19 protein-coding genes are annotated in these 20,586 nt (G+C 64.9%); 6 read left to right on the top strand and 13 right to left on the bottom strand.

Features of this window, described 5'->3' with window-relative positions:
* Nucleotides 1-11: 11 nt before the first annotated feature.
* Both IIE29_RS01675 and speB read right to left on the bottom strand, forming a co-directional pair.
* The gene (locus IIE29_RS01675; RefSeq protein ID WP_209323450.1) at nucleotides 12-1,703 is read right to left on the bottom strand and encodes a thiamine pyrophosphate-binding protein; all 1,692 of its coding nucleotides are present in this window, start codon (nucleotides 1,701-1,703) and stop codon (nucleotides 12-14) included.
* The gene (gene speB, locus IIE29_RS01670) at nucleotides 1,700-2,716 is read right to left on the bottom strand and encodes an agmatinase (protein ID WP_209323449.1); all 1,017 of its coding nucleotides are present in this window, start codon (nucleotides 2,714-2,716) and stop codon (nucleotides 1,700-1,702) included. The genes IIE29_RS01675 and speB overlap by 4 nt, the downstream gene beginning before the upstream one ends.
* 142 nt (nucleotides 2,717-2,858) lie before the next feature.
* Here speB and IIE29_RS01665 point away from each other — a divergent pair, with 142 nt between their 5' ends.
* On the top strand, nucleotides 2,859-4,280 hold the full coding sequence (locus IIE29_RS01665; protein WP_209323448.1) for a PucR family transcriptional regulator: 1,422 nt from the start codon (nucleotides 2,859-2,861) through the stop codon (nucleotides 4,278-4,280).
* Nucleotides 4,281-4,334: 54 nt separating this feature from the next.
* Here the strand turns inward: IIE29_RS01665 and IIE29_RS01660 are convergent, their stop codons facing one another.
* The 7 genes from IIE29_RS01660 to IIE29_RS01630 all read right to left on the bottom strand — a co-directional run bounded on the left by IIE29_RS01660 (nucleotide 4,335) and on the right by IIE29_RS01630 (nucleotide 10,707).
* Nucleotides 4,335-5,444, bottom strand: coding sequence for a histidinol-phosphate transaminase (locus tag IIE29_RS01660; RefSeq protein ID WP_209323447.1), 1,110 nt, complete (start codon nucleotides 5,442-5,444; stop codon nucleotides 4,335-4,337).
* A 93-nt stretch (nucleotides 5,445-5,537) separates the two neighbouring features.
* Nucleotides 5,538-6,332 carry a tetratricopeptide repeat protein gene (locus IIE29_RS01655; protein WP_209323446.1) on the bottom strand — a complete coding sequence of 265 codons (795 nt, stop codon included), beginning with the start codon at nucleotides 6,330-6,332 and terminating at the stop codon, nucleotides 5,538-5,540.
* On the bottom strand, nucleotides 6,329-7,414 hold the full coding sequence (locus IIE29_RS01650) for a vWA domain-containing protein (protein ID WP_209323445.1): 1,086 nt from the start codon (nucleotides 7,412-7,414) through the stop codon (nucleotides 6,329-6,331). Before IIE29_RS01650 ends, IIE29_RS01655 begins: the two co-directional genes overlap by 4 nt.
* Nucleotides 7,411-8,385 (bottom strand): vWA domain-containing protein, encoded by a 975-nt coding sequence (locus IIE29_RS01645; RefSeq protein ID WP_209323444.1) that lies wholly within the window; start codon nucleotides 8,383-8,385, stop codon nucleotides 7,411-7,413. Before IIE29_RS01645 ends, IIE29_RS01650 begins: the two co-directional genes overlap by 4 nt.
* Nucleotides 8,376-8,828 (bottom strand): hypothetical protein, encoded by a 453-nt coding sequence (locus tag IIE29_RS01640; RefSeq protein ID WP_209323443.1) that lies wholly within the window; start codon nucleotides 8,826-8,828, stop codon nucleotides 8,376-8,378. The genes IIE29_RS01645 and IIE29_RS01640 overlap by 10 nt, the downstream gene beginning before the upstream one ends.
* Entirely contained in the window at nucleotides 8,815-9,699 is an 885-nt protein-coding gene (locus tag IIE29_RS01635) for a DUF58 domain-containing protein (protein WP_209323442.1), read from the bottom strand. Before IIE29_RS01635 ends, IIE29_RS01640 begins: the two co-directional genes overlap by 14 nt.
* Before the next feature lie 12 nt (nucleotides 9,700-9,711).
* Nucleotides 9,712-10,707 carry an AAA family ATPase gene (locus IIE29_RS01630; RefSeq protein ID WP_209323441.1) on the bottom strand — a complete coding sequence of 332 codons (996 nt, stop codon included), beginning with the start codon at nucleotides 10,705-10,707 and terminating at the stop codon, nucleotides 9,712-9,714.
* Nucleotides 10,708-11,436: 729 nt separating this feature from the next.
* Here IIE29_RS01630 and nrdH point away from each other — a divergent pair.
* From nrdH to IIE29_RS01605, 5 genes are all read left to right on the top strand, one after another.
* Nucleotides 11,437-11,682 (top strand): glutaredoxin-like protein NrdH, encoded by a 246-nt coding sequence (gene nrdH / locus IIE29_RS01625; RefSeq protein WP_166973050.1) that lies wholly within the window; start codon nucleotides 11,437-11,439, stop codon nucleotides 11,680-11,682.
* Nucleotide 11,683: 1 nt separating this feature from the next.
* Nucleotides 11,684-12,097 (top strand): class Ib ribonucleoside-diphosphate reductase assembly flavoprotein NrdI, encoded by a 414-nt coding sequence (gene nrdI, locus IIE29_RS01620; protein ID WP_209323440.1) that lies wholly within the window; start codon nucleotides 11,684-11,686, stop codon nucleotides 12,095-12,097.
* A 5-nt stretch (nucleotides 12,098-12,102) separates the two neighbouring features.
* Nucleotides 12,103-14,229, top strand: a complete 2,127-nt coding sequence (nrdE, locus tag IIE29_RS01615) for a class 1b ribonucleoside-diphosphate reductase subunit alpha (RefSeq protein WP_343071798.1) — start codon at nucleotides 12,103-12,105, stop codon at nucleotides 14,227-14,229.
* Nucleotides 14,230-14,373: 144 nt separating this feature from the next.
* Nucleotides 14,374-15,345 (top strand): class 1b ribonucleoside-diphosphate reductase subunit beta, encoded by a 972-nt coding sequence (gene nrdF / locus IIE29_RS01610; protein ID WP_209323438.1) that lies wholly within the window; start codon nucleotides 14,374-14,376, stop codon nucleotides 15,343-15,345.
* A 281-nt stretch (nucleotides 15,346-15,626) separates the two neighbouring features.
* Nucleotides 15,627-15,950, top strand: coding sequence for a hemerythrin domain-containing protein (locus IIE29_RS01605; RefSeq protein WP_209323437.1), 324 nt, complete (start codon nucleotides 15,627-15,629; stop codon nucleotides 15,948-15,950).
* A 61-nt stretch (nucleotides 15,951-16,011) separates the two neighbouring features.
* On the opposite strand, the gene IIE29_RS01600 is transcribed toward IIE29_RS01605, so the two are convergent.
* The 4 genes from IIE29_RS01600 to sdhA form a co-directional block, all read right to left on the bottom strand.
* Nucleotides 16,012-16,182 (bottom strand): hypothetical protein, encoded by a 171-nt coding sequence (locus tag IIE29_RS01600; RefSeq protein WP_209323436.1) that lies wholly within the window; start codon nucleotides 16,180-16,182, stop codon nucleotides 16,012-16,014.
* Nucleotides 16,183-16,610: 428 nt separating this feature from the next.
* Nucleotides 16,611-17,864 (bottom strand): D-alanyl-D-alanine carboxypeptidase family protein, encoded by a 1,254-nt coding sequence (locus IIE29_RS01595; RefSeq protein WP_209323435.1) that lies wholly within the window; start codon nucleotides 17,862-17,864, stop codon nucleotides 16,611-16,613.
* 165 nt (nucleotides 17,865-18,029) lie between these two features.
* The gene (locus IIE29_RS01590) at nucleotides 18,030-18,821 is read right to left on the bottom strand and encodes a succinate dehydrogenase iron-sulfur subunit (protein ID WP_209323434.1); all 792 of its coding nucleotides are present in this window, start codon (nucleotides 18,819-18,821) and stop codon (nucleotides 18,030-18,032) included.
* On the bottom strand, nucleotides 18,821-20,581 hold the full coding sequence (gene sdhA, locus IIE29_RS01585) for a succinate dehydrogenase flavoprotein subunit (RefSeq protein ID WP_209323433.1): 1,761 nt from the start codon (nucleotides 20,579-20,581) through the stop codon (nucleotides 18,821-18,823). The genes IIE29_RS01590 and sdhA overlap by 1 nt, the downstream gene beginning before the upstream one ends.
* Nucleotides 20,582-20,586 lie beyond the last annotated feature (5 nt).

The following is a 20,586-nucleotide window of genomic DNA, read 5'->3' as shown; positions in this document are numbered from 1 at the left end:
TCAGTGCGGCCTCAGCGGCCGACGGTGATGTGAATGGCAGTGGGCACGCGACGTTCGAGTGCCTCGGCGACGGCACCGGGCAGGGCATCGTCGATGTCCGCCTCGGCGATCGTCACCCCGGCCCCGCCCATGGACTCGCCGAGCTTCGCGAAGTCGGGACGGGCGAGGCGGACGGCGAACGGCTCCATGTCCCGCTCGACCATCTGGCCCTCGATCTCCGCGTAGCCGCCGTTGTCGACGATGACGAAGGGGATGCCCAGGCCCAGTTCCGTGGCCGTCATGAGCTCCTGGACGGAGAACATGGCGGCCCCGTCGCCGAGGATGCAGGCGACAGGGCGGTCGACGTCGGCGACCTTCGCTCCGAGGGCTGCGGGAATCCCGTAGCCCAAGGTGGCGAAGCCGGGCATGTAGAGCAGCTGGTCAGGGGTGCTCGCGGTCAGCGCGTGCACGGTTCCGTCGTAGGTGACCTGCGAGGAGTCGCCGGCGATGACGACGCGCGCACCCGCGCCCTGCTCGACGAGCCGGGTGACCCGGGCGCCGATCGAGTCGAAGTCGAAATCGGTGTCCCAGCTCTGCCGGATCCGCGCGGTGCGCTCACCTCCGGATTCGCTCGCCGAGGTGGCCGCACCCGGACCATCGGAGGCGGGTTCCGCGTCCGCAGACTTGGGGCGACCGTCACCGAGCGCGGCCATGAGTGCGGTGAGGAATTCGGAGGCATCGGCACAGGCGAGGATGTCTCCGGGCAGGTTCTTATTCAGCTGATCGGGATCGATATCGCAGCGGATGACGCGCTGGGCAGAGCTCTCCTCGCGGAAGCCGACGGCGGACTGGGCCCCGATGAGGCCGCCCCAGAGGTCGGAGTCGGCCAGTTCCGAGCCGAGCACGATGAGCACATCGGCGGCGGCGGATTCCGCCTGCACACTCGGGAATCGGACATTGGATCCCAGCGAGAGCGGATGGTCCTCAGGCAGGATGCCCTTGCCGTTGGCCGTCGTCGCCAGCGGAGAGTCGATGAGCTCGACGAAGCGCCTGACTTCGCTGCGTGCGGTGCGGGCCCCGCCGCCGGCGATGACGAGGGGGCGCTGGGCCGAAGCGATCGCCTCGGCGGCGCGGGCGACGACATGGTCATCGAGGCCCGGCCGACGACCGGTGAACGGGGTCGGGACGCTGCCGTTCCATGCCCCTTCGAGCACATCGAGCGGGACTTCGATGTGGACGGGCCCGGGCCGGGCCGAGGAGAACATCGCGAATGCCTCGGCCACGGCCTGTGCCGCGCCTTCGGCCGTGCGGGTGCGCTGCGAGGACACGAGCAGGTGGGTCAGTGCGCCGGAGGAGTCCTTCGTCTCGTGCAGCATTCCGACATCGGCTCTTTCGAGTCCGGTCGGCACACCGGGGGAGAGGATGAGCATCGGACGGGATTCCGCATAGGCGGTCGCGGCGGCCGTGATGACGTTCGTCAGTCCCGGCCCCGAGGTCGTGATGACGACCCCGGGCTTGCCGGAGACGAGGAAGTACCCGTCGGCGCCGTAGCCGGCCCCCTGCTCGTGGCGCGGTGTCACGGCACTGATCCCGAACTCCGGCAGGTGCCGGTAGAACTCGAGATTGTGCGTGCCGGGGATGCCGAAGATCGTGTCGACGCCGTGGGCGGCCAGCGTGGCGACGACGGCGCGGCCGCCGTTGCGGAAGCTCTGCTCCTGGCTCATCGCCGCACACCGAGGGCTTCGCCGGAGGGACCCGTGGGCTCGGTGACGCCGTTGTTCTCGGCCGCCCACAGCGACAGGACCTCGTAGCCGACATGGGCGGCGGCCAGACCCGTGATCTCGGCATGATCATAGGCCGGTGCGACCTCGACGATCTCGGCGCCGACGACGTTGAGTCCCTGCAGCCCGCGGATCGAGTTGAGCAGTTCGCGGCTGGTCATGCCGCCGGCCTCGGGGGTGCCGGTGCCCGGGGCGGCCGCGGGATCGAGGACGTCGATGTCGACCGAGAGATAGACGGGGGCATCGCCGAGGCGGCTGCGCATCCGCGCGACGACGTCCTCGACCGAGCTGAACTGGTACTCGTCGCTGCGGATGATCTGGAAGCCGAGCACGCTGTCGTCCTCGAGATCCTTCTTCCCGTACAGCGGCCCGCGGATGCCGATGTGCATGCAGGACTCGAGGTCGAGCAGGCCCTCTTCGCTGGCGCGGCGGAACGGGGTGCCGTGGGTGTAGGGCGCGCCGAAATAGGTGTCCCAGGTGTCGAGGTGGGCATCGAAGTGGAGGACGGCGATCTTCCCGTGCGTCTTGTGCAGAGAGCGCAGGTTCGGCAGGGCCAGGGTGTGGTCGCCGCCGAGGGTGAGCAGCCGGGCTCCGTCGGCGCGCATCTCGTCGGCGTTGGCCTCGACGGTGGCGATGGCCTCTTCGATGTCGAAGGGGTTGACGCCGAGGTCGCCGCAGTCGGCGACCTGCTGCCAGGTGAATGGGTGGACATTCGTGGCCTGGTTGTAGGGGCGCAGCAGCTTCGATGACTGGCGGATGTGGGCGGGACCGAATCGTGCGCCGGGCCGGTAGCTGACGCCGGCGTCGAACGGGATGCCGATGACTTTGACGTCGATCTTCTCCCCGGGGCGCTGCGCCTCGACTTCATCGATGCGAGGCAGCAGTCCGAAGGTCGGGGGACCGGCGTAGCGGGGGGTTTTGCTGTAGTCGGCCGGACCGAGTGGCTGAGACGGCATTGACTCTCTCCTTCGTCGTGGGGCGGACCCGTGCGGGGCTCCGAATGGTTGGTCCTCAGCCTAGGACGTGTCCCACATGACACCGATATCCGAAGAGGAGCAATTGTGAACGGGGGTGTCCAGTGCGGATAGTATGTGGGCCATGGTCACTCTGGAGCAGCTCTGGTCCCGCAGCGAACTCGCCCTCGACGTCATCGTCGGTTCGCCGACGGCGGCAGAGCAGGAGGTCACGATCGTCCACTCCTCAGAGCTGCCGGAGGTCGACGAATGGCTGGCCGGCGGTGAGGTGCTGCTGACCATCGGAGTGGGCCAGGATCTCGGAGCCGAATCGGTGAAGGACTATGTGCGCAGACTCAAGGAAGTCGGCGTCCACGCCCTCGGCATCGGGCTCGGGTCCGACCTGCCGTGGGAGCATGTGCCCCAGTCGCTGGTGATCCACGCCGAGGAGGCCGGGCTTGCCCTGTTCGGAGTGCCCGAACCGGTGCCGTTCGTCGCCGTCGTCGACGCCTTCACCCGCATGCGCGAGGCCGAGACCAACCGTGAGTTGACTCGCGCCAGCAGCGCCGCCCGCCGCTTCGCCACCGAACTGGCGCATCAGGGGCCGGCGGCCCTGGTCGCGGACCTGGCCGAGACCCTGGACACGCGGGTCCGCTTCGTCTCACCCACGGGACGGGCACTGACCGGAGATGATGCCGAACACGACGTCCGCCTCGAACTCATCGAAGCGGCCTTGCAGCCGTCATTGAGCCCACGCCTGATCCGGACCGGGAAGAGGATCGTCGAGGCCGTGCCGCTGGGCAGCGACCATCCGCTCGGATGGATCCTCACCCCCGCCGAGGCGGCCGGCAGTCCGAAGACGCGTGCTCTGCTGCTGTCGACGGCGGCGGCCCTGCTGGCGATGACGCTGACCGGTATGCCGCAGCGGACGGGGAATTCACGTCTGTTCGAAGCTGAGCTGAGCACCGAGGAGGCTCGGGTCGAATGGACGCACGCAACGGGTCTGGCTCCCGTGGCGACGACCGGGATGCGCATCTTCGGCGGGGCCCGCGGGGACACGGCGGAGAACCTCATCGCGGATATCGTCGGCGAGTCCCTGCTGACGCGGGCAGGTTCGATCCTCGGCGTCCTCGGCTCGAGCGAACGCGGACTCGACGAGCTGGTCGACCGGGCGGCCGCGGCGACCGGCTTGCAGCTGCTGAGCGAGAAGGTGCTGCCGCCGGCGCAGATCCACCACGCCTGGACACTGTGGAGGACCCAGCACGAATCCGAGACCTCGGAGGTCAGATCGCTGCTGTCGTCGGTCGACGAGACAGCGGCCGCTCGCTTCATCGACCGGGTTCTCGGAGATCTGGTCCGGGCCAGGGGAGGGCAGGAGCTGCTGGAGACGCTGCGGGCGTTCGTCGCCTCCTCGGGAGCGCGGGAGCGCATCGCCGCCGACCTCGGCATCCACCGGCACACGGTGAGGGCGCGAATGGCGAAGATCGAGAAGCTGCTGGGCCGGGACCTCTCACGCGCCGAGACCGTTCATGCCGTGGCGATGGCACTCGAACTCGCCGAACTCTGAAGCTCTCGGGCAGGCCTGCCCGAGAGCCTCACGCTCCCCGCTGCCTCGTACCTCCTAGGCGAAGTGCTCGGCTCGGAACGCCTTCGCGATCTGGAGAACTCGTTCGAGGGCTTCGGGCTCTCCGATGCTGATGCGCACGCCTTCGCCGAGATTGCGAACCGCTACTGCCTGCTCGACGCAGGCGTCTTCGAAGGCCGCGGAAGCCTCGCCCAGCGGCAGCCACACGAAGTTCGCCTGCGCCTCGGGCACGTCCCAGCCCTGAGCGCGCAGGGCGTTTGCGAAGGCGTCACGGGCTTCTGCGATCTGCTGTGCCCGGTCGAGCACGGCGTCCCAGTGCCGCAGAGATTCGAGTGCTGCCGCTTGGCTGAGATCGGTCACTCCGAAGGGGATGACGGCTTTGAGCAGACCTTCGATGACCGGCGGATGGGCCACGGCGTAGCCCACGCGCAGACCGGCCAGCCCGTGGGCCTTCGAGAAGGTGCGCAGCAGCACGAGGTTCGCATAGTCTCTGACCAGGCCCAGACCACGGGCGCGGTCGGGGACCGTGGCGAACTCCCAATAGGCCTCGTCGAGTGCGACGAGCACATGAGCCGGCACACGGTCGAGGAAGTCCCGCACCTCATCGTCGCGCAGCGCCGGACCGGTCGGGTTGTTCGGCGAGCAGAGGATGATGAGCCCTGTGCGTTCGGTGATCGCCTCCGCCATCGCCTCGAGATCGTGACGACCCTCGGCCGTCAACGGCACCTCGATCCGCTCTGCTCCCGCAAGTCCCGTCGTCTGCGGATACATCTCGAACGACGGCCACGGGTAGATGGCCTCGGTCGTCGCATCCGAGGTGATCTGGGTCAGCGCCACGAGCAGTTCACTGGCTCCGGTGGTGACGACGAGCTCGTCGAGGCTCACGTCGAGGCGCTCGGCCAGTGCCCGTCGCAACGCCAGGGCCGAATCGTCGGGGTAGTTCGCCGGGTCCTTCGCATGCTCGACCATGGCTTCGAGCACCTCGGGCAGGGGAGGGAGGAAGTTCTCGTTCGAGGAGAGTTTGTACGGTCGCAGTCCCTCGATCTGCCGAGGCGGTTTGCCCGGAACATACGGCGGGAAGGTGTTCAGAGCCGCCCGCAGACGGGGTGTCGATGCGGCAGAGGGGGAGGAATCGGCAGCAGTCATGGACTCATGATGACACAGCAGGACACAGGCGGGCTGCGCGGTCCAAGTGCTCCGAGATCCGAATGCGCTCAGGAGCCGATGCGCTGCGCTTCATCACCAGGGCTTGTCCGGGGACGAACGGCCGCCGTTGCCGTCGGGGCCCTGCTGGCGCTGCTGCCGTTCGGAGTCCTCCCCGCGCTTCTCCAGCTCCTCCCGCTTCTTCTCGCGTTCGGACTTCTCGCCGGAGTCATCGGACTTCTCGTCCTCCGAACCCTGCTTCTGATCCTCACCGTCCGAGGGAGACTCCTCATCGCCGGAGGACCCGTCCTCATCCTCCGAGTCCTTGCTCTGTGAGTCCTCGTCGTCGGTTCCCTCCTCCTTGGCCTTCTCGCCCTTCTTCTTGTCCTCGACCCGGTCCTTGGCCTCCTCGCTCTTCTGCTTCTCCTCACTCTTCTTCGGCTGGCACTCCTGGGGTGCCTCCTCGAGCGTCTGCAGCGACCGGTCGTAGAGTTCCTGCGACTGATCCGGGTCCTGGGACGCGATCTGGTCGGCCTGCTTCTCATAGACGAATGACAGGTTGATCCGCACCGCGCATTCGGCCGAGGTCGGAGCGATCTCCAGCGCGGCCTCGAGGTCGCTCTGCGCCTTGTCGTAATCGCCGACGGCCGCCTCGGCGGTGCCGCGGTTGAAGTAGCCGATGTGCCGTTGGAAGGGGCTGAGGTGCAGGAAGGCGCTGGCGGCTTTCTGCGCTCCGGGGAAGTCGTTGGAAGTGTAGCGGACCTGCGAGGCGGTGCCGAAGTAGGCGGTCACCGCGATGTAGCCGAAGACGAGCGCGGCGACCGTGCCGACGATGAGGTTGATCTTCGTGATCCGGCGCGAGCGGGACCACAGTTCCTTGAGCCGGTTCATCGTGGGCCTCCTCGGTGGGGACGACGGGGCATGATCGCCTTCAGCCTCAGGTATTCGCGGACACCGAACACCGACTCCACGGCGATCCAGGCGAAGACGAGGATGAGGGGGACCCAGAAGTACTCGTCGACGGTGACCCGACCGTCTTTCTTCACCAGCGTCTGGTCGTATTTCGGGGCGGTGTAGACGTTGGAGATCGCTCCGCTGCCATCGCGGTGGTGGTAGTCGACGCCGAGGTCGGAGGCGAGCTGCCGGAGATTGCCCTCGTCGATCTTCGAGATGCCCGGATTGCCGTCACGATCTCGGACGTATTCGCCCTGCGGGCCGCCTTCTGTCGAAGGCTCATCGGAACCGCCCAGTCCCGGGCCATTGCCGTCGCCGGTGTCGCCGACGCCTGCTTCGGAGTCGAAAGGATGCGGCTCTCGCATCTTCCCGCCCTGTGCGGTGCCATAGCCGAAGACAGCACCGCTGTCGATGCGGGAGGCGAAGGAGGCCCAGGATTCGGGGCTCTGCGACACCGTCTGCTCGCCGTCGCCGAAGTAGAACACGAGGTTCTTGTTGTCGGGGCGGTCCTCATCGTTGGCGCTCATCCGCTTCTCGAGCTCGTCTCCGGCCTCGGTGATGGACGAGCCCTTGGAGTTCAGGGACGTCTCCGTCGCGAGGACGTCGACGGCCGAGGCGAACGCCGCATGATCGGTCGTCAGGGGCATCACCGTCGCGGCGGTCGATGCGAAGGTGATGATGCTCAGGCGGGTGCCGGGGAACTCCTCGGCGAGAGCGAGCATGTCCTTCTTCACTCCCTCGAGCCGGGGCTTGTCCCCGTCGTAGTCCTCGGCGGCCATCGAGGTCGTGGTGTCGACGACGAAGTACACATCCGCTTGGGCCTCGTACTCCTCGGTCGAGGATTTGATGGGGATGCCGGGGCGGACGAGGGCGAGGGCGAGGATCGCGACGACCCCCATGCGGGCGAACCACTTCCACCGCGGACCGTCGCCGCGGACGGCAGGGATGATGCACACAGTGAGCAGGGCGAGGACGACGAAGCCCCAGCCGAACCAGGTGAAGACGGGATCGAAGTTCATGATTTCGTCCTCCACGCCAGCACGAAGACCCCAGCGAGTCCGAAGACGGCGAGTCCGAGGGGGACCGCCGGCATGTCATGGACGATGGTGTACGACCGGCCGGGGGTGTTCTCTGCCTCCTGGCTCTGGATCTCTTCGACGATGCGGTCGATGGTCGAGGCCGAACCCAGGTCGAACTGCTTGCCGCCGGTGCGGTCGGACACGGAACGCAGCTCCTTCGTCTGAGTGGTGGTCAGGATCGACGGAGGGGACAGGCTGTAGACGCGGACGTCGGCATCGACGGCGATGTCGGCGGCCTCGTTGAGCTGGAACAGCGGATCGCCGGCGAGCATATTGTCCGTGGCGAAGACGATCGAGCGAGAGCGCTTCTCGTCCTTGCGATCGAAGTTGTCGACGCAGGAGACGAGGCCGTCGCCGATGAGGGAGGAGCCGCCGATGTTCGGAGGCGACGTCGACCACGAGTAGTCGGTGCCCTCAGCTCCCCAGGTCCGGAAACCGTCCTCCGCCTCGGCGAGGAAGTTCTCCACCATCTCGTAGTCGTCGGTGAGGGGGAAGGCCGAAACGGCCGTGGCATTGAACACGGTCATCCCGATGCGCTCCCCGTCGAATCTGTCGACGAGCTCCTGGTAGGCCTCGAGCAGATCGGCATCGTAGCCGAGCATGGACCCCGAGACGTCGAGGCAGAGCATGACATCGCGCAGCTTCTTCTCCGGGTTGACCGTCTCGATCCAGGCCGGTCGGGCGATGCCGGCCAGCGCCGAGACCCCGGTGAGGACGATGACGCCGAGAAAGGCGACCGTCGTGATCAGACGGGTGCGCATGGCGCGGCGGAAGCTGGGCAGGCTGGTCATCCGGCCGCTGTGGGCCACGGCCAGAGAGGCCGGCTTGGCTTTCGGGCGGCGGAAGAGGAAGACCGCGGAAGCGGCGAGGACGAGCAGGATGAGGGCGAGCCACCAGAACATCAGGACCATCTGGCCACCAGCTTCCTGGCATCGGCGATCTGGGCCCGCAGGCCGGCCGGCTCCGTCTCAGCGAACTCGGCTTCGTAGAGACCCAGCAGGCACGCGGCGAGGTCATCGAGTCCGGCGACCGCGGCATCACGGTAGGTGAGGTGCTCGGCTTTGACGCCCCAGGCGTCATGGGCGAAATCGCGCACGACCTTCGCCAGCTGTCGGGCCGCGTCGCGGACGTCCGGGCTCTCCGTGCCCAGGGCCGTCTCCACGGTCGTGATGCGCGACAGATAAGTGCTGCGCACGGGGATCGGGACGCGTGGTCCCGCCGCCTCGGTCGCTCCGGCGGCGAGTCGGATGAGCGGGGCGAAGAGGTTGAACAGGGCGATGAGCAGCACGAGGGAGACCGCGACATACCACGCGGGTGAGATCTGCAGCGGTGCGACGAGTTCAGCGGGGCCCACGGCGGTGCCTCAGCAGAAGAGTGTGGAGACGGCCCAGGGCCGCCTTCGGGTGGTCGATCTCGGCATGGGCGATGCCCAGCTTCGCGAGCAGATCGATGCGATGCTGCCGACGGGCCGCCTCGGCGTTGGCGAATTCCTGTCTCACCTGGGGCTGCGTCATCACGGAAGTCGGCAGTCCGTGTTCGGGGCGGGCGACATCGAACGGCGCCGAGGCGGTCGGCAGCCCGGCGAGATCCGCGTCGGTGATCGTGATCCACAGGACCTCGTGCTGGGCGCGCAGCCGTCGGATCGTCGCTTCCTCCTCCGGACCCAGGGGAGCCTGATCGGAGATGACGACGAGCAGCATCCGATGCTTGATGTGGCTGGTGATCCACTGCAGCTGTGAGCTGATCGAGCCGGGTGCCGAGGTGCCTGATTCGGCGAGGATCTGCTGCAGCAGGTGCTCGAGGTGGGCTTCGCTGCCCTTTCTGGGGGAGGCGGTCGTGCGTTCGGCATGTCCGTGGATGAGCATGACGTCGTCACCGTGGCGCACGGCGAGGTAGCCGACCATGCCGGCCATGAGGATCGCCAAGTGGCGTTTGTCCGCGCCGGCCGAGGTCACGGCATCGAAGTCCCGGGAGGTGTCGACGACGAGGCCGAGGATGTGCCGGCGGTGGGCGACGTAGCGTTTGACCAGGGGATCGGAGTGCCGGGCTGTGGCCTTCCAATCGATATCGCGGATCTCGTCGCCGGGAATGTAGTCGCGCAGATCGTCGAAGTCGAGGCTGTGGCCGTGGAAGACCGAGGAGTAGTCGCCGTCGAGAAGACGACGGGTCCGCCGATGGGCGTGGATGGTCATCCGTGCTTTGATGCGGTTGAGCAGGACAGTCATCGTCGCAGCCGATCAGGGGGTGGGCACGGCCATGAGGAGGGCATCGACGATCTGAGCGCTCGTGATGTTCTCGGCGGCGGCCTCGAAGTTGAGTTGGATGCGGTGGGCTAGGACCCGGTGGGCGAGGTCCTTGATGTCTTCGGGGATGACGTAGTTGCGGCCGCGGATCATCGCCAGGGCACGTCCGGCATTGGTGAACGCGATCGAGGCGCGCGGGCTGGCACCGTACTCGATGAAGGGCGCGAAGCGGCCGAGGTACTTGCCCGTATTGCGGGTGGCGTGGACGAGCTCGACAAGATACCGGGTGATCGCAGGATCGATGTAGATCGTGCGCGCATAGCGCTGCATGGTCGTCACATCGTCGAGGGTGCAGGCCGGGTCCGGGACCGAGTCCTTGTCGAATACGCCGGAGTCGAGGCGGGAGAGGATTTCGACTTCCTCGGAGGGGTTCGGATGGGTGAGCAGGTCCTTGATCATGAATCGATCGAGCTGGGCCTCGGGCAGCTGGTAGGTGCCTTCCTGCTCGATCGGGTTCTGCGTGGCCATGACGAGGAAGGGCCGGGGGAGCTCGAAGCGTCGGCCGCCGATGGTCGTCTGCTTCTCCTGCATGGCCTCGAGCATTGCCGACTGGGTCTTCGCCGAGGAGCGGTTGATCTCGTCGAGGAGGACGATATTGGCGTGCACCGGACCGAGCACGGTGTTGAACGAGCCTTCGTGCGCGTTGTAGATCTGCGAGCCGATGATGTCGGCCGGCAGCAGATCGGGGGTGCACTGGATGCGGGAGAACTTCCCGTCCACGGCATTGGCCAGGGCCGCCGCGGCCGTGGTCTTCGCCAGGCCCGGGACGCTCTCTAACAGCAGGTGTCCGCTGGACAGCAGTCCGATGAGCAGGGACTCCCGCAGGCGCTGCTGGCCGACGACGAAATGGTCGAGGTAGGACTCCAGACCGTTGAGGATCGTCTTCGCATGAGCGATCTCCTGGGTGTTGGCCGGTGCCGTCGCCGTCATAGTCGGTGCCTCTCGGTTCGTCGTGGTGTGTTCTCCAGCATATTGGCTGACACTGACGTGAGACAGTCGCCGAGGTGCCAGTGCTGACACACGACCGTGGCGGCCGGTCTCGTCACCCGCCTGCACCGGATGGCTGTGTCCGGGCATGTGCGCCGGCCGGCGCGATCGCGCTGCTGTGTCAGTGCCGACCTGTAACGTCGACGGGACCCGAAACGCACAAGGCCGGGCCCGAAACGGACGATGCCGAACCCGACACGCACAATGCCGGGCACTAAACGGACGTGCCGGACCGGAAACGGACAGCGGGAGGGAGGCAAGGATTCGCTTCGTGTGAGGGCAGCGGGAGGAGGAGCAGCGCATGAAGAGCAGAACGGTCGCGACACACCCACAGGCAAAATTATTTTCTGTGGAAAGCGGTGGAAAAACTCAGTGGGAAACGGCGGGAAGAATGACGCATCGGCGGCCGATCCCCGTGTCCTCGCTGGTGATCGAACTACACGAGTGTCGTTCACAGCCTGTGGACGAATGTGGACGACGAGAACACAGGGTGTGGACCGTCGGAACGACACTGGTGTAACACTGGATATAGGGGTAAGGTCGTACCCGAACACAACATCTAGTGGTCAACCCTGAGCCTGCGCCTCGTGATCTTCATCATGATTCGACAGGGAGAGGGCATGGTCACACCAAGCAGAACGCGGAGCCGCAAGGCAGAATTGAGGAGTCGTCATGATTACCGTGTACACCAAGCCGGCTTGTGTCCAGTGCAATGCAACCTACCGTGCGCTCGACGCCAAGGGGCTGAAGTACAAGTCGGTCGATCTCAGCGTCGATGAGAACGCCCTCGACGTCGTCAAGGCCATGGGCTACATGCAGGCCCCCGTCGTCGTCACCGACAACGACCACTGGTCGGGATTCCGCCCGGACAAGATCGCCACCCTGACCGGCGAGCAGACGGCTTCCGTCGTGGCCTGAAATGCTTCTCGTCTACTACTCCAGTAGCTCTGAATTCACCCACCGCTTCGTCGGCAAGCTGCGGCACCCGGCTCGCCGGATCCCGCTGCTGACGAAGCAGGAGACACTGAGAGTCGACGAACCGTTCGTCCTCATGACTCCCACCTACGGGGCCGGCCGCAATCAAGGTGCCGTCCCCAAGCAGGTCATCAAATTCCTCAACATCGAAGAGAACAGACGCCACCTCATCGGCGTCATCGGCGCCGGAAACACGAACTTCGGCGAAGATTACTGTCGCGCGGCCAAGAAGGTCGCCGTCAAATGTCAAGTGCCCCTCATGTACCGAGTCGAACTCCTGGGAACCCAGGAGGACGTCGACACGGTGAATCTAGGATTGGATAAACTGTGCGCGAGCTCGCTGAAGACCGCAATGTAGAGGACATCATCCGCGAAGAGACGGATCTGGACTACCACGCGCTCAACGCCATGCTGAACCTGTATGACGAGAGCGGACGGATCCAGTTCGAGCGTGACAAGCAGGCTGCCCGGCAGTACTTCCTGCAGCACGTGAACAACAACACCGTCTTCTTCCATGACCTCAAGGAGAAGCTCGACTACCTCGTCGAGAAGGACTACTACGAACCCGAGGTCCTCGAACAGTACTCCTTCGAATTCATCGAGGAGCTGTCGAAGCGGGCCTACGAGCACAAGTTCCGCTTCCAGACCTTCCTCGGCGCGTTCAAGTTCTACACCTCGTATACGCTCAAGACCTTCGACGGCAAGCGCTACCTCGAACGCTTCGAAGACCGTGTCGTCATGGTCGCGCTCTTCCTGGCCCGAGGCGACGAGACGCTGGCCAGGCAGCTCGTCGACGAGATCATCGCCGGACGCTTCCAGCCGGCCACCCCGACCTTCCTCAACGCCGGGAAGAAGCAGCGTGGAGAGCTCGTCTCCTGCTTCCTGCTGCGCATCGAGGACAATATGGAGTCGATCGGCCGGTCCATCAACTCCGCCCTGCAGCTGTCCAAGCGCGGAGGCGGCGTCGCCTTCGCCCTGACGAACATCCGTGAGTCCGGTGCCCCGATCAAGAAGATCGAGAACCAGTCCTCCGGCGTCATCCCCGTCATGAAGCTGCTCGAGGACTCCTTCTCCTACGCCAACCAGCTGGGAGCTCGTCAGGGGGCCGGTGCCGTCTACCTGCACGCTCACCACCCCGACATCTACAGCTTCCTCGACACCAAGCGCGAGAACGCCGACGAGAAGATTCGGATCAAGACCCTGTCCCTGGGCGTCGTGATCCCGGACATCACCTTCGAACTGGCCAAGCGCAACGAGGACATGTACCTCTTCAGCCCCTACGACGTCGAACGCGTCTACGGCGTGCCGTTCTCCGACATCAATGTCTCCGAGAAGTACACGGAGCTGGTCGACAACGCGGCGATCAAGAAGAAGAAGATCAACGCGCGCGAGTTCTTCCAGACCCTGGCCGAGATCCAGTTCGAGTCCGGCTACCCGTACGTGATGTTCGAAGACACCGTCAACAAGGCGAACCCGATCGACGGCAAGATCATCATGTCCAACCTGTGCTCGGAGATCCTCCAGGTCTCCGAACCCAGCAAGTACGACGACGACCTCGGCTACGATGTCGTCGGCAAGGACATCTCCTGCAACCTCGGTTCACTCAACATCGCCTTGACCATGGACTCGGAGGACTTCGGTCGGACCATCGAGACCGCGATCCGCGGACTCACTGCAGTCGCCGAGACTTCGAACATCCAGTCCGTGCCGTCGATCGCACGCGGCAACGACATGTCGCATGCCATCGGCCTGGGCCAGATGAACCTCCACGGCTACCTCGCTCGTGAGCACGTCTACTACGGCTCCGATGAAGGTCTGGACTTCACGAACATGTACTTCTACACCGTCGCCTACCACTGTGTGCGGGCGTCGATGGAGATCGCGAAGGAGCGCGGCACCACCTTCGCAGGATTCGAGCGTTCGAAGTACGCCACCGGTGAGTACTTCGACAAGTACACCGACGAGGTGTGGCAGCCGCGCACCGAACGCGTCAAGGAACTGTTCGCCGAGGCCGGTGTGCACATCCCGACGCAGGACGATTGGCGCGAGCTCAAGGCCCAGGTGGCCGAGCACGGCATCTACAACCAGAACCTGCAGGCCGTGCCGCCGACCGGCTCGATCTCGTACATCAACAATTCGACCTCGTCGATCCACCCGGTGGCCTCGAAGATCGAGATCCGCAAGGAAGGCAAGGTCGGGCGCGTGTACTACCCGGCTCCCTTCATGGACAACGACAATCTCGAGTACTACCAGGATGCCTACGAGATCGGCTACGAGAAGATCATCGACACCTATGCCGAGGCCACGAAGCACGTGGACCAGGGGCTGTCGCTGACTCTGTTCTTCATGGACACCGCCACCACTCGCGACATCAACAAGGCGCAGATCTACGCCTGGCGCAAGGGCATCAAGACGATCTACTACATCCGGCTGCGGCAGCTCGCGCTGCAGGGCACGGAGGTCGAGGGCTGCGTCTCCTGCATGCTCTGATCAGAGAACTCGGCGGACCGATGCGAATCGGTCCGCCGGCTTCGTGCCGGGCCACCTCGAGCAGTGTGCCCGCGCACATGACTTCGTCTGCCGTGCAGACAGCTCGTACTCACGACGAACAAAACTTTGGGAAGAGAGAAAGCGTTGGAGAATCTGACTCTGGCCTCGCACGTCGACGCCATCAACTGGAACCGCGTCGTCGATCCTATCGACGATGAGGTCTGGGACCGCCTGACGGGGAACTTCTGGCTGCCGGAGAAGGTTCCGCTGAGCAACGACATCCCCTCGTGGGCGACATTGACCGATGATGAGAAGACGCTGACCATGCGCGTCTTCACGGGTCTCACCCTGCTCGACACGATTCAGGGCACCGTCGGTGCGATCTCGCTCATTCCCGATGCCGTGACCCCGCACGAAGAAGCCGTGCTCACGAACATCGCGTTCATGGAGAGCGTGCATGCGAAGTCCTATTCATCGATCTTCTCCACTCTGTGCTCGACGAAGGAGATCGACGAGGCCTTCCGCTGGTCGCGCGAGAACACCTACCTGCAGTCGAAGGCCGACATCATCCTCAGCTACTACCGAGGTGACGACCCGCTCAAGCGCAAGGTCGCCTCGACCCTGCTCGAGTCGTTCCTCTTCTACTCCGGCTTCTACCTGCCGATGTACTGGTCGGCCCACGCCAAGCTGACGAACACCGCCGATCTGATCCGCCTGATCATCCGCGATGAGGCCGTGCACGGCTACTACATCGGCTACAAGTACCAGAAGGGCCTCGAATCGCAGTCCGAGGAGCGCAAGCAGGAGCTCAAGGACTACACGATGAACCTCATGTTCGAGCTGTACGAGAACGAGGTCTCCTACACCCACGACATCTACGATTCGGTCGGGCTGGCCGAGGACTGCAAGATGTTCCTCCACTACAACGCCAACAAGGCGCTGATGAACCTCGGTTACGAAGCGATGTTCCCCAAGGAGGTCACGAAGGTCAACCCGGCCATCCTCGCGGCGCTCTCGCCCGGCAGCGATGAGAACCACGACTTCTTCTCCGGTTCGGGATCGTCCTATGTCATCGGCAAGGCCGAGAACACCGAAGACGACGACTGGGATTTCTGAGCTCAGGTTCACGGACTGACAGAGGTCCGGAATCGCAGTTCTCTGCGGTTCCGGACCTTTTTCACGTTCACCCGAGATAGACGCCATTGCGTTGCGGCTGAAGTCCGTCGTCGTCCATTGCCGACCCGCAGCATTCATCGTCGTCCGCCCGATCATCGCGTCCACCTTCGTCCAACCGACCTGCCACCGCATTCGCTGCCGGTCGAGCGACCTGCCGGAGTGGCACAATCGGAAGACGAGGTCATATCGACCCGCGTCGTCTGTGGAAGGAACGGTGCATCGTGGCGGACTCAACAACGGGGGAGAGCGGAGGACTCAGCGTCGGAGAGGTGCTTGAGCGAGACCACCACCGCATCGACGGATACTTCGAGGCCTTCGCGAAATCCCTGGCAGGCGACGGACCGATCGACACCGGAGCCTTCACGACGGGGGCCGCAGGTCTGCGTCATCACATCTATGTCGAAGAGGTGCTTCACTTCCCGGCGATGAAAGCCGGAGGGCTCATGGGGCCGGTCTTCGTGATGCTGCGGGAGCACGGTCAGCTGTGGGACCGCATGGATGAGATCGCAGCCCGGCTGGAGACCGTCGGACTCCGAGATGAATGAGCAACGCCCACCCGCTGCGTAAAACCCGGCAACGAGTGGGCGTCTTCGTGACCTGTCTGGATCAGGCAGCGGCCATCGGCGTGATCTCACGCAACGAGGTGCCCGTGTACAGCACGAGGCGACCGGTCGCATCCTCGATGGTGACTTCGCCAGGAGCCTGGTGAACGATCTTCGGATCGATCATTCCTGCGTGTGCGAGTCCGCTCCGGACCCACTGTGGGAACTCAGACATGGGTTCCCTCCTTTCTTCAGTTGTGAATAGCAGGCAGCGACGCATGCTATTCCTCAGGTGTTCGAGTCGGCGATGGGGTGATCGCCAATGGGGATCGCAATTCGAAGAGACACAGTGTCCTGATCATTCATCTGCAATGACGAACCGAGATCGGAGCCGGAGACAAGGACGGCTGATCGTCAGGAGCGACGCCACGATCGGTTCGATGAATGCGGACAACTTCGAACGTGAACTACTATCATAACCCTGCGCTTGTCATCCAGTCAATCGACGGTGGTATGAGTCACAGATTCACTGAGATCGCGGCTCCAAATCGCTGGCGCGGACGGATTGCGAGCGTGGACGGAACGCTGCCGCGGACCCGGACTGCTGCCGCGGCCCCGGACTGCCGGTGCAGCCCCGATTCCTCGCAGGCGCCCTGTTGGTGCTTAGCGTCGGTTCATCCGTGCACGCACGCGCGTCCAGATCACCACCGTGATGATCATGAGCGCCACGCCGGCGGCCAGGAGGCCGAGGGCCAAAGGGTTCTCGAGCGCTGCATGGAGCGAACGGGACGCGATCGAGGGAGCAGCCGAACCATTCGCCTCCTCGGTCGTGGCCGCAGGAGATGAGTCCTCGACGGCGCCACCGGCATCGCTCGAGCTGCCCGCGGCAGTGGGATCGGCCTCGGCGGTGGCCTGGAGCCCGACCGGGACCGTCTGCAGGGATTTCGGATCCTTCTGTGCGAAATCCCATTCGAGGAGGTCGACGGCCGCTTGCCGGGAGTGGTTGTCGATGCCGAGCATCGTCGCCACCACCCGGTGCCCGTCCCGCTTCGCTACGGCGACGTAGGAGCCCTTCGCGGCGCGGGTGTACCCGTTCTTCAGACCGAGCCCGCCGTCGACCTGGCCGACGATCTTCGTATGGTTCTGGATTTCGTATCCGGAGAACTTCTCCTTCGTCTGCGGATTCTTCCCACCCGGGAACTTGAAGGTCTGGGTCCCGATGACCTTCATCAGATAGTCGTTCTCACAGACCGCCCATGCCAGCTTCATGAGGTCCTCGGCCGTCGTGTACTGGCCCTTGGCATCGAGGCCCGAGGTATTCATCGCATGGGTGTTCGTCATGCCCAGCTCCGCAGCCTTGTCATTCATCAGCCTGACGGCTCTGTCCTGCCCTCCGGCCGCGCGACCGAGTGCGTTCGCGGCATCATTGGCACTGGACATGAGCATCGCGTGGAAGAGCAGGTCGATGGTGTACTCGTTCTGCTGCATGAGGCCGACCTTCGTCCCGTCGATCTCCATGTCCGCGAATTCGGCCGTGATCTTCTGCTTCTTGTCATCGAGCACATCGACGAGGGCGAGAGCGGTGAGCAGTTTGATCGTCGATGCCGGAGCATGCCGCTTCTCGATGTTCTTCGCCACGTGCAGATCCCCGGAGTCCAAGTCCCCGACCAGCCACGACGTTCCCACAGGGACCGGGGGCTTCGCACCGTCGCCGAGGTCGTCGGGAGTCACGTACGCCTTCGGCGTCTCGTCGACCGGCTGGGTCACCGCGTGCGAGGGTGCGGGGGACCAGACGAGCTGTGCCGCTGCGAACAGGACCACCACGACAGCGCAGACGACGACGTGGATCACCGAGCGCTGCGAAGGTGCGGCGGTTGTCTGAGTCAGCGCAGCGGAGGAAGGGCGAAGTGAACGCATGCGCCCCAGTTTACGACCGCGCCGAGATCGCGCTCCTCAGGTTCCCCTCACCGCGGCGGCTCCGGAAGACGATGTGAATGGCCATCACATGCGGAAACGGCCGTGCACTCGAAAGTGCACGGCCGCCTCGGCGCCGCTGTTCGCGTCGAACTCCAGAGCGCGCGGTCAGAACGCGCGCTGCAGAATCGCCTGCTTCACCTCGGCGATGGCCTTGGTGACCTCGATGCCGCGGGGGCAGGCCTCGGTGCAGTTGAAGGTGGTGCGGCAGCGCCACACGCCTTCCTTGTCGTTGAGGACCTCGAGGCGCATGTCTCCGCCCTCGTCACGCGAATCGAAGATGAAGCGGTGCGCGTTGACGATGGCCGCCGGCCCGAAGTACTGGCCGTCGGTCCAGAACACGGGGCACGAAGACGTGCACGCAGCGCAGAGGATGCACTTCGTGGTGTCGTCGAATGCCTGACGCTGCTCGGCCGACTGCAGGCGCTCACGCGTGGGCTCATGACCGGAGGTGATGAGGAACGGCATGATCTCGCGGTACGACTGGAAGAAGGGCTCCATGTCGACGATCATGTCCTTCTCCAGCGGCAGACCCTTGATGGCCTCGACGATGATCGGCTTGGACGTGTCGAGATCCTTCAGCAGGGTCTTGCAGGCCAGACGGTTGCGGCCGTTGATGCGCATGGCATCGGAACCGCACACGCCGTGGGCGCAGGACCGGCGGAAGGACAGCGAGCCGTCGATCTCCCACTTGATCTTGTGGAGGGCGTCGAGCACACGGTCGGTGCCGTACATCGTGACGTTGTATTCCTCCCAGTGCGGCTCCGAGTCCTGCTCGGGATCGAAGCGAGCGATCCGGAAGGTGCAGTCGAACGACGGAATCGATCCGGCGTCTCCGGCCACATGATCGGGCAGGTCGATCTTCGACGCTGGCTCGGCGGGTGTTGTATCGGTGCTCATCAGTACTTACGCTCCATCGGCTGGTAACGGGTGACGATGACGGGCTTCGTCTCGAGACGCATGCCCTTGATGCCGTCGGTCTCCGCTTCGGGATCGAGGTAGGTCATCGTGTGGTGCATGAAGTTCTCGTCGTCACGATCCGGGAAGTCCTCGCGGAAGTGGCCTCCGCGCGATTCCTTCCGGTGGATCGCCGCGACGGAGATGACTTCGGCGAGTTCGAGCAGGAAGCCCAGCTCGACTGCCTCGAGCAGATCGAGGTTGTAGCGCTTGCCCCGGTCCTGGATGCCCACGTTGTTGTAGCGTTCGCGCAGTTTGGCGATCTCGTTGAGCGCTTCGCGCAGCGACTCGTCGGTGCGGAACACCTGCACGTTGGAATCCATGATCTCCTGCAGATCCTTGCGGATGGCGCCGATGCGTTCGGTTCCGTCCGAGGTCCGCATCTTCTCGAGCAGCTCGACGACGTCCGTCTCCGGGTTCTCCGGAAGTTCGACGACGTCGGCGGTCTTCGCGTACTCCGCGGCGGCGATGCCGGCGCGCTTGCCGAAGACGTTGATGTCGAGAAGCGAGTTCGTGCCCAGGCGGTTCGAGCCGTGCACGGACACGCAGGCGCATTCGCCGGCGGCGTAGAGGCCGGGGATGACGTTGTCGGTGTCGGCGAGCACCTCGGCGTTGATGTTCGTCGGGATGCCGCCCATCGCGTAGTGCGCGGTCGGGAAGACCGGCACCGGCTCCGTGTAGGGCTCCACGCCGAGGTAGGTGCGGGCGAACTCCGTGATATCCGGCAGCTTCGCGTCGATGTGCGCGGGCTCGAGGTGGGTGAGGTCGAGGAGGACGTAGTCCTTGTTCGGCCCGGCCCCACGGCCCTCGCGCACCTCGTTGGCCATCGAACGGGCCACGATGTCACGCGGGGCGAGGTCCTTGATCGTCGGGGCGTAGCGCTCCATGAAGCGCTCACCCTCGGAGTTGCGGAGGATTCCGCCCTCACCGCGGGCCGCCTCGGAGAGCAGGATGCCCAGCCCGGCCAGACCCGTGGGATGGAACTGGAAGAACTCCATGTCCTCCAGCGGGATGCCGCGGTTGTAGGTCACTGCCATGCCGTCGCCAGTCAGGGTGTGGGCATTCGAGGTGGTCTTGAAGACCTTGCCCACGCCTCCGGTGGCGAAGACGATCGACTTGGCCTGGAAGACGTGGATCTCACCGGTGGCGAGTTCGTAGGAGACGACGCCCGCCGGACGCTTGACCCCGTCGACCTCTGTCATGATGATGTCGAGGACGTAGAACTCGTTGTAGAACTCCACACCGTGCTTGACGCACTGTTGGTACAGGGTCTGGAGGATCATGTGACCGGTGCGGTCGGCCGCGTAGCACGAGCGGCGAACGGCCGACTTGCCGTGGTCACGAGTGTGGCCGCCGAAGCGGCGCTGGTCGATCTTGCCTTCGGGGGTGCGGTTGAACGGCAGCCCCATCTTCTCGAGATCGAGCACGGCGTCGATGGCTTCCTTGGCCATCACCTCGGCGGCGTCCTGGTCGACGAGGTAGTCACCGCCCTTGACGGTGTCGAAGGTGTGCCACTCCCAGTTGTCCTCTTCCACGTTCGCCAGGGCCGCGCACATGCCTCCCTGGGCTGCGCCGGTGTGCGAACGGGTGGGGTAGAGCTTGGTCAGCACTGCGGTGCGGGCGCGCTGACCCGACTCGATCGCCGCGCGCATGCCGGCGCCGCCGGCGCCGACGATGACGACGTCGTAATGATGTACCTGCATGTTTC

This window comes from Brevibacterium renqingii (assembly GCF_017808095.1).
Taxonomy (GTDB): domain Bacteria; phylum Actinomycetota; class Actinomycetes; order Actinomycetales; family Brevibacteriaceae; genus Brevibacterium; species Brevibacterium renqingii.
Note: the sequence above shows the minus strand (reverse complement) of the source record. Positions and strands in the feature narration are given on the sequence as shown.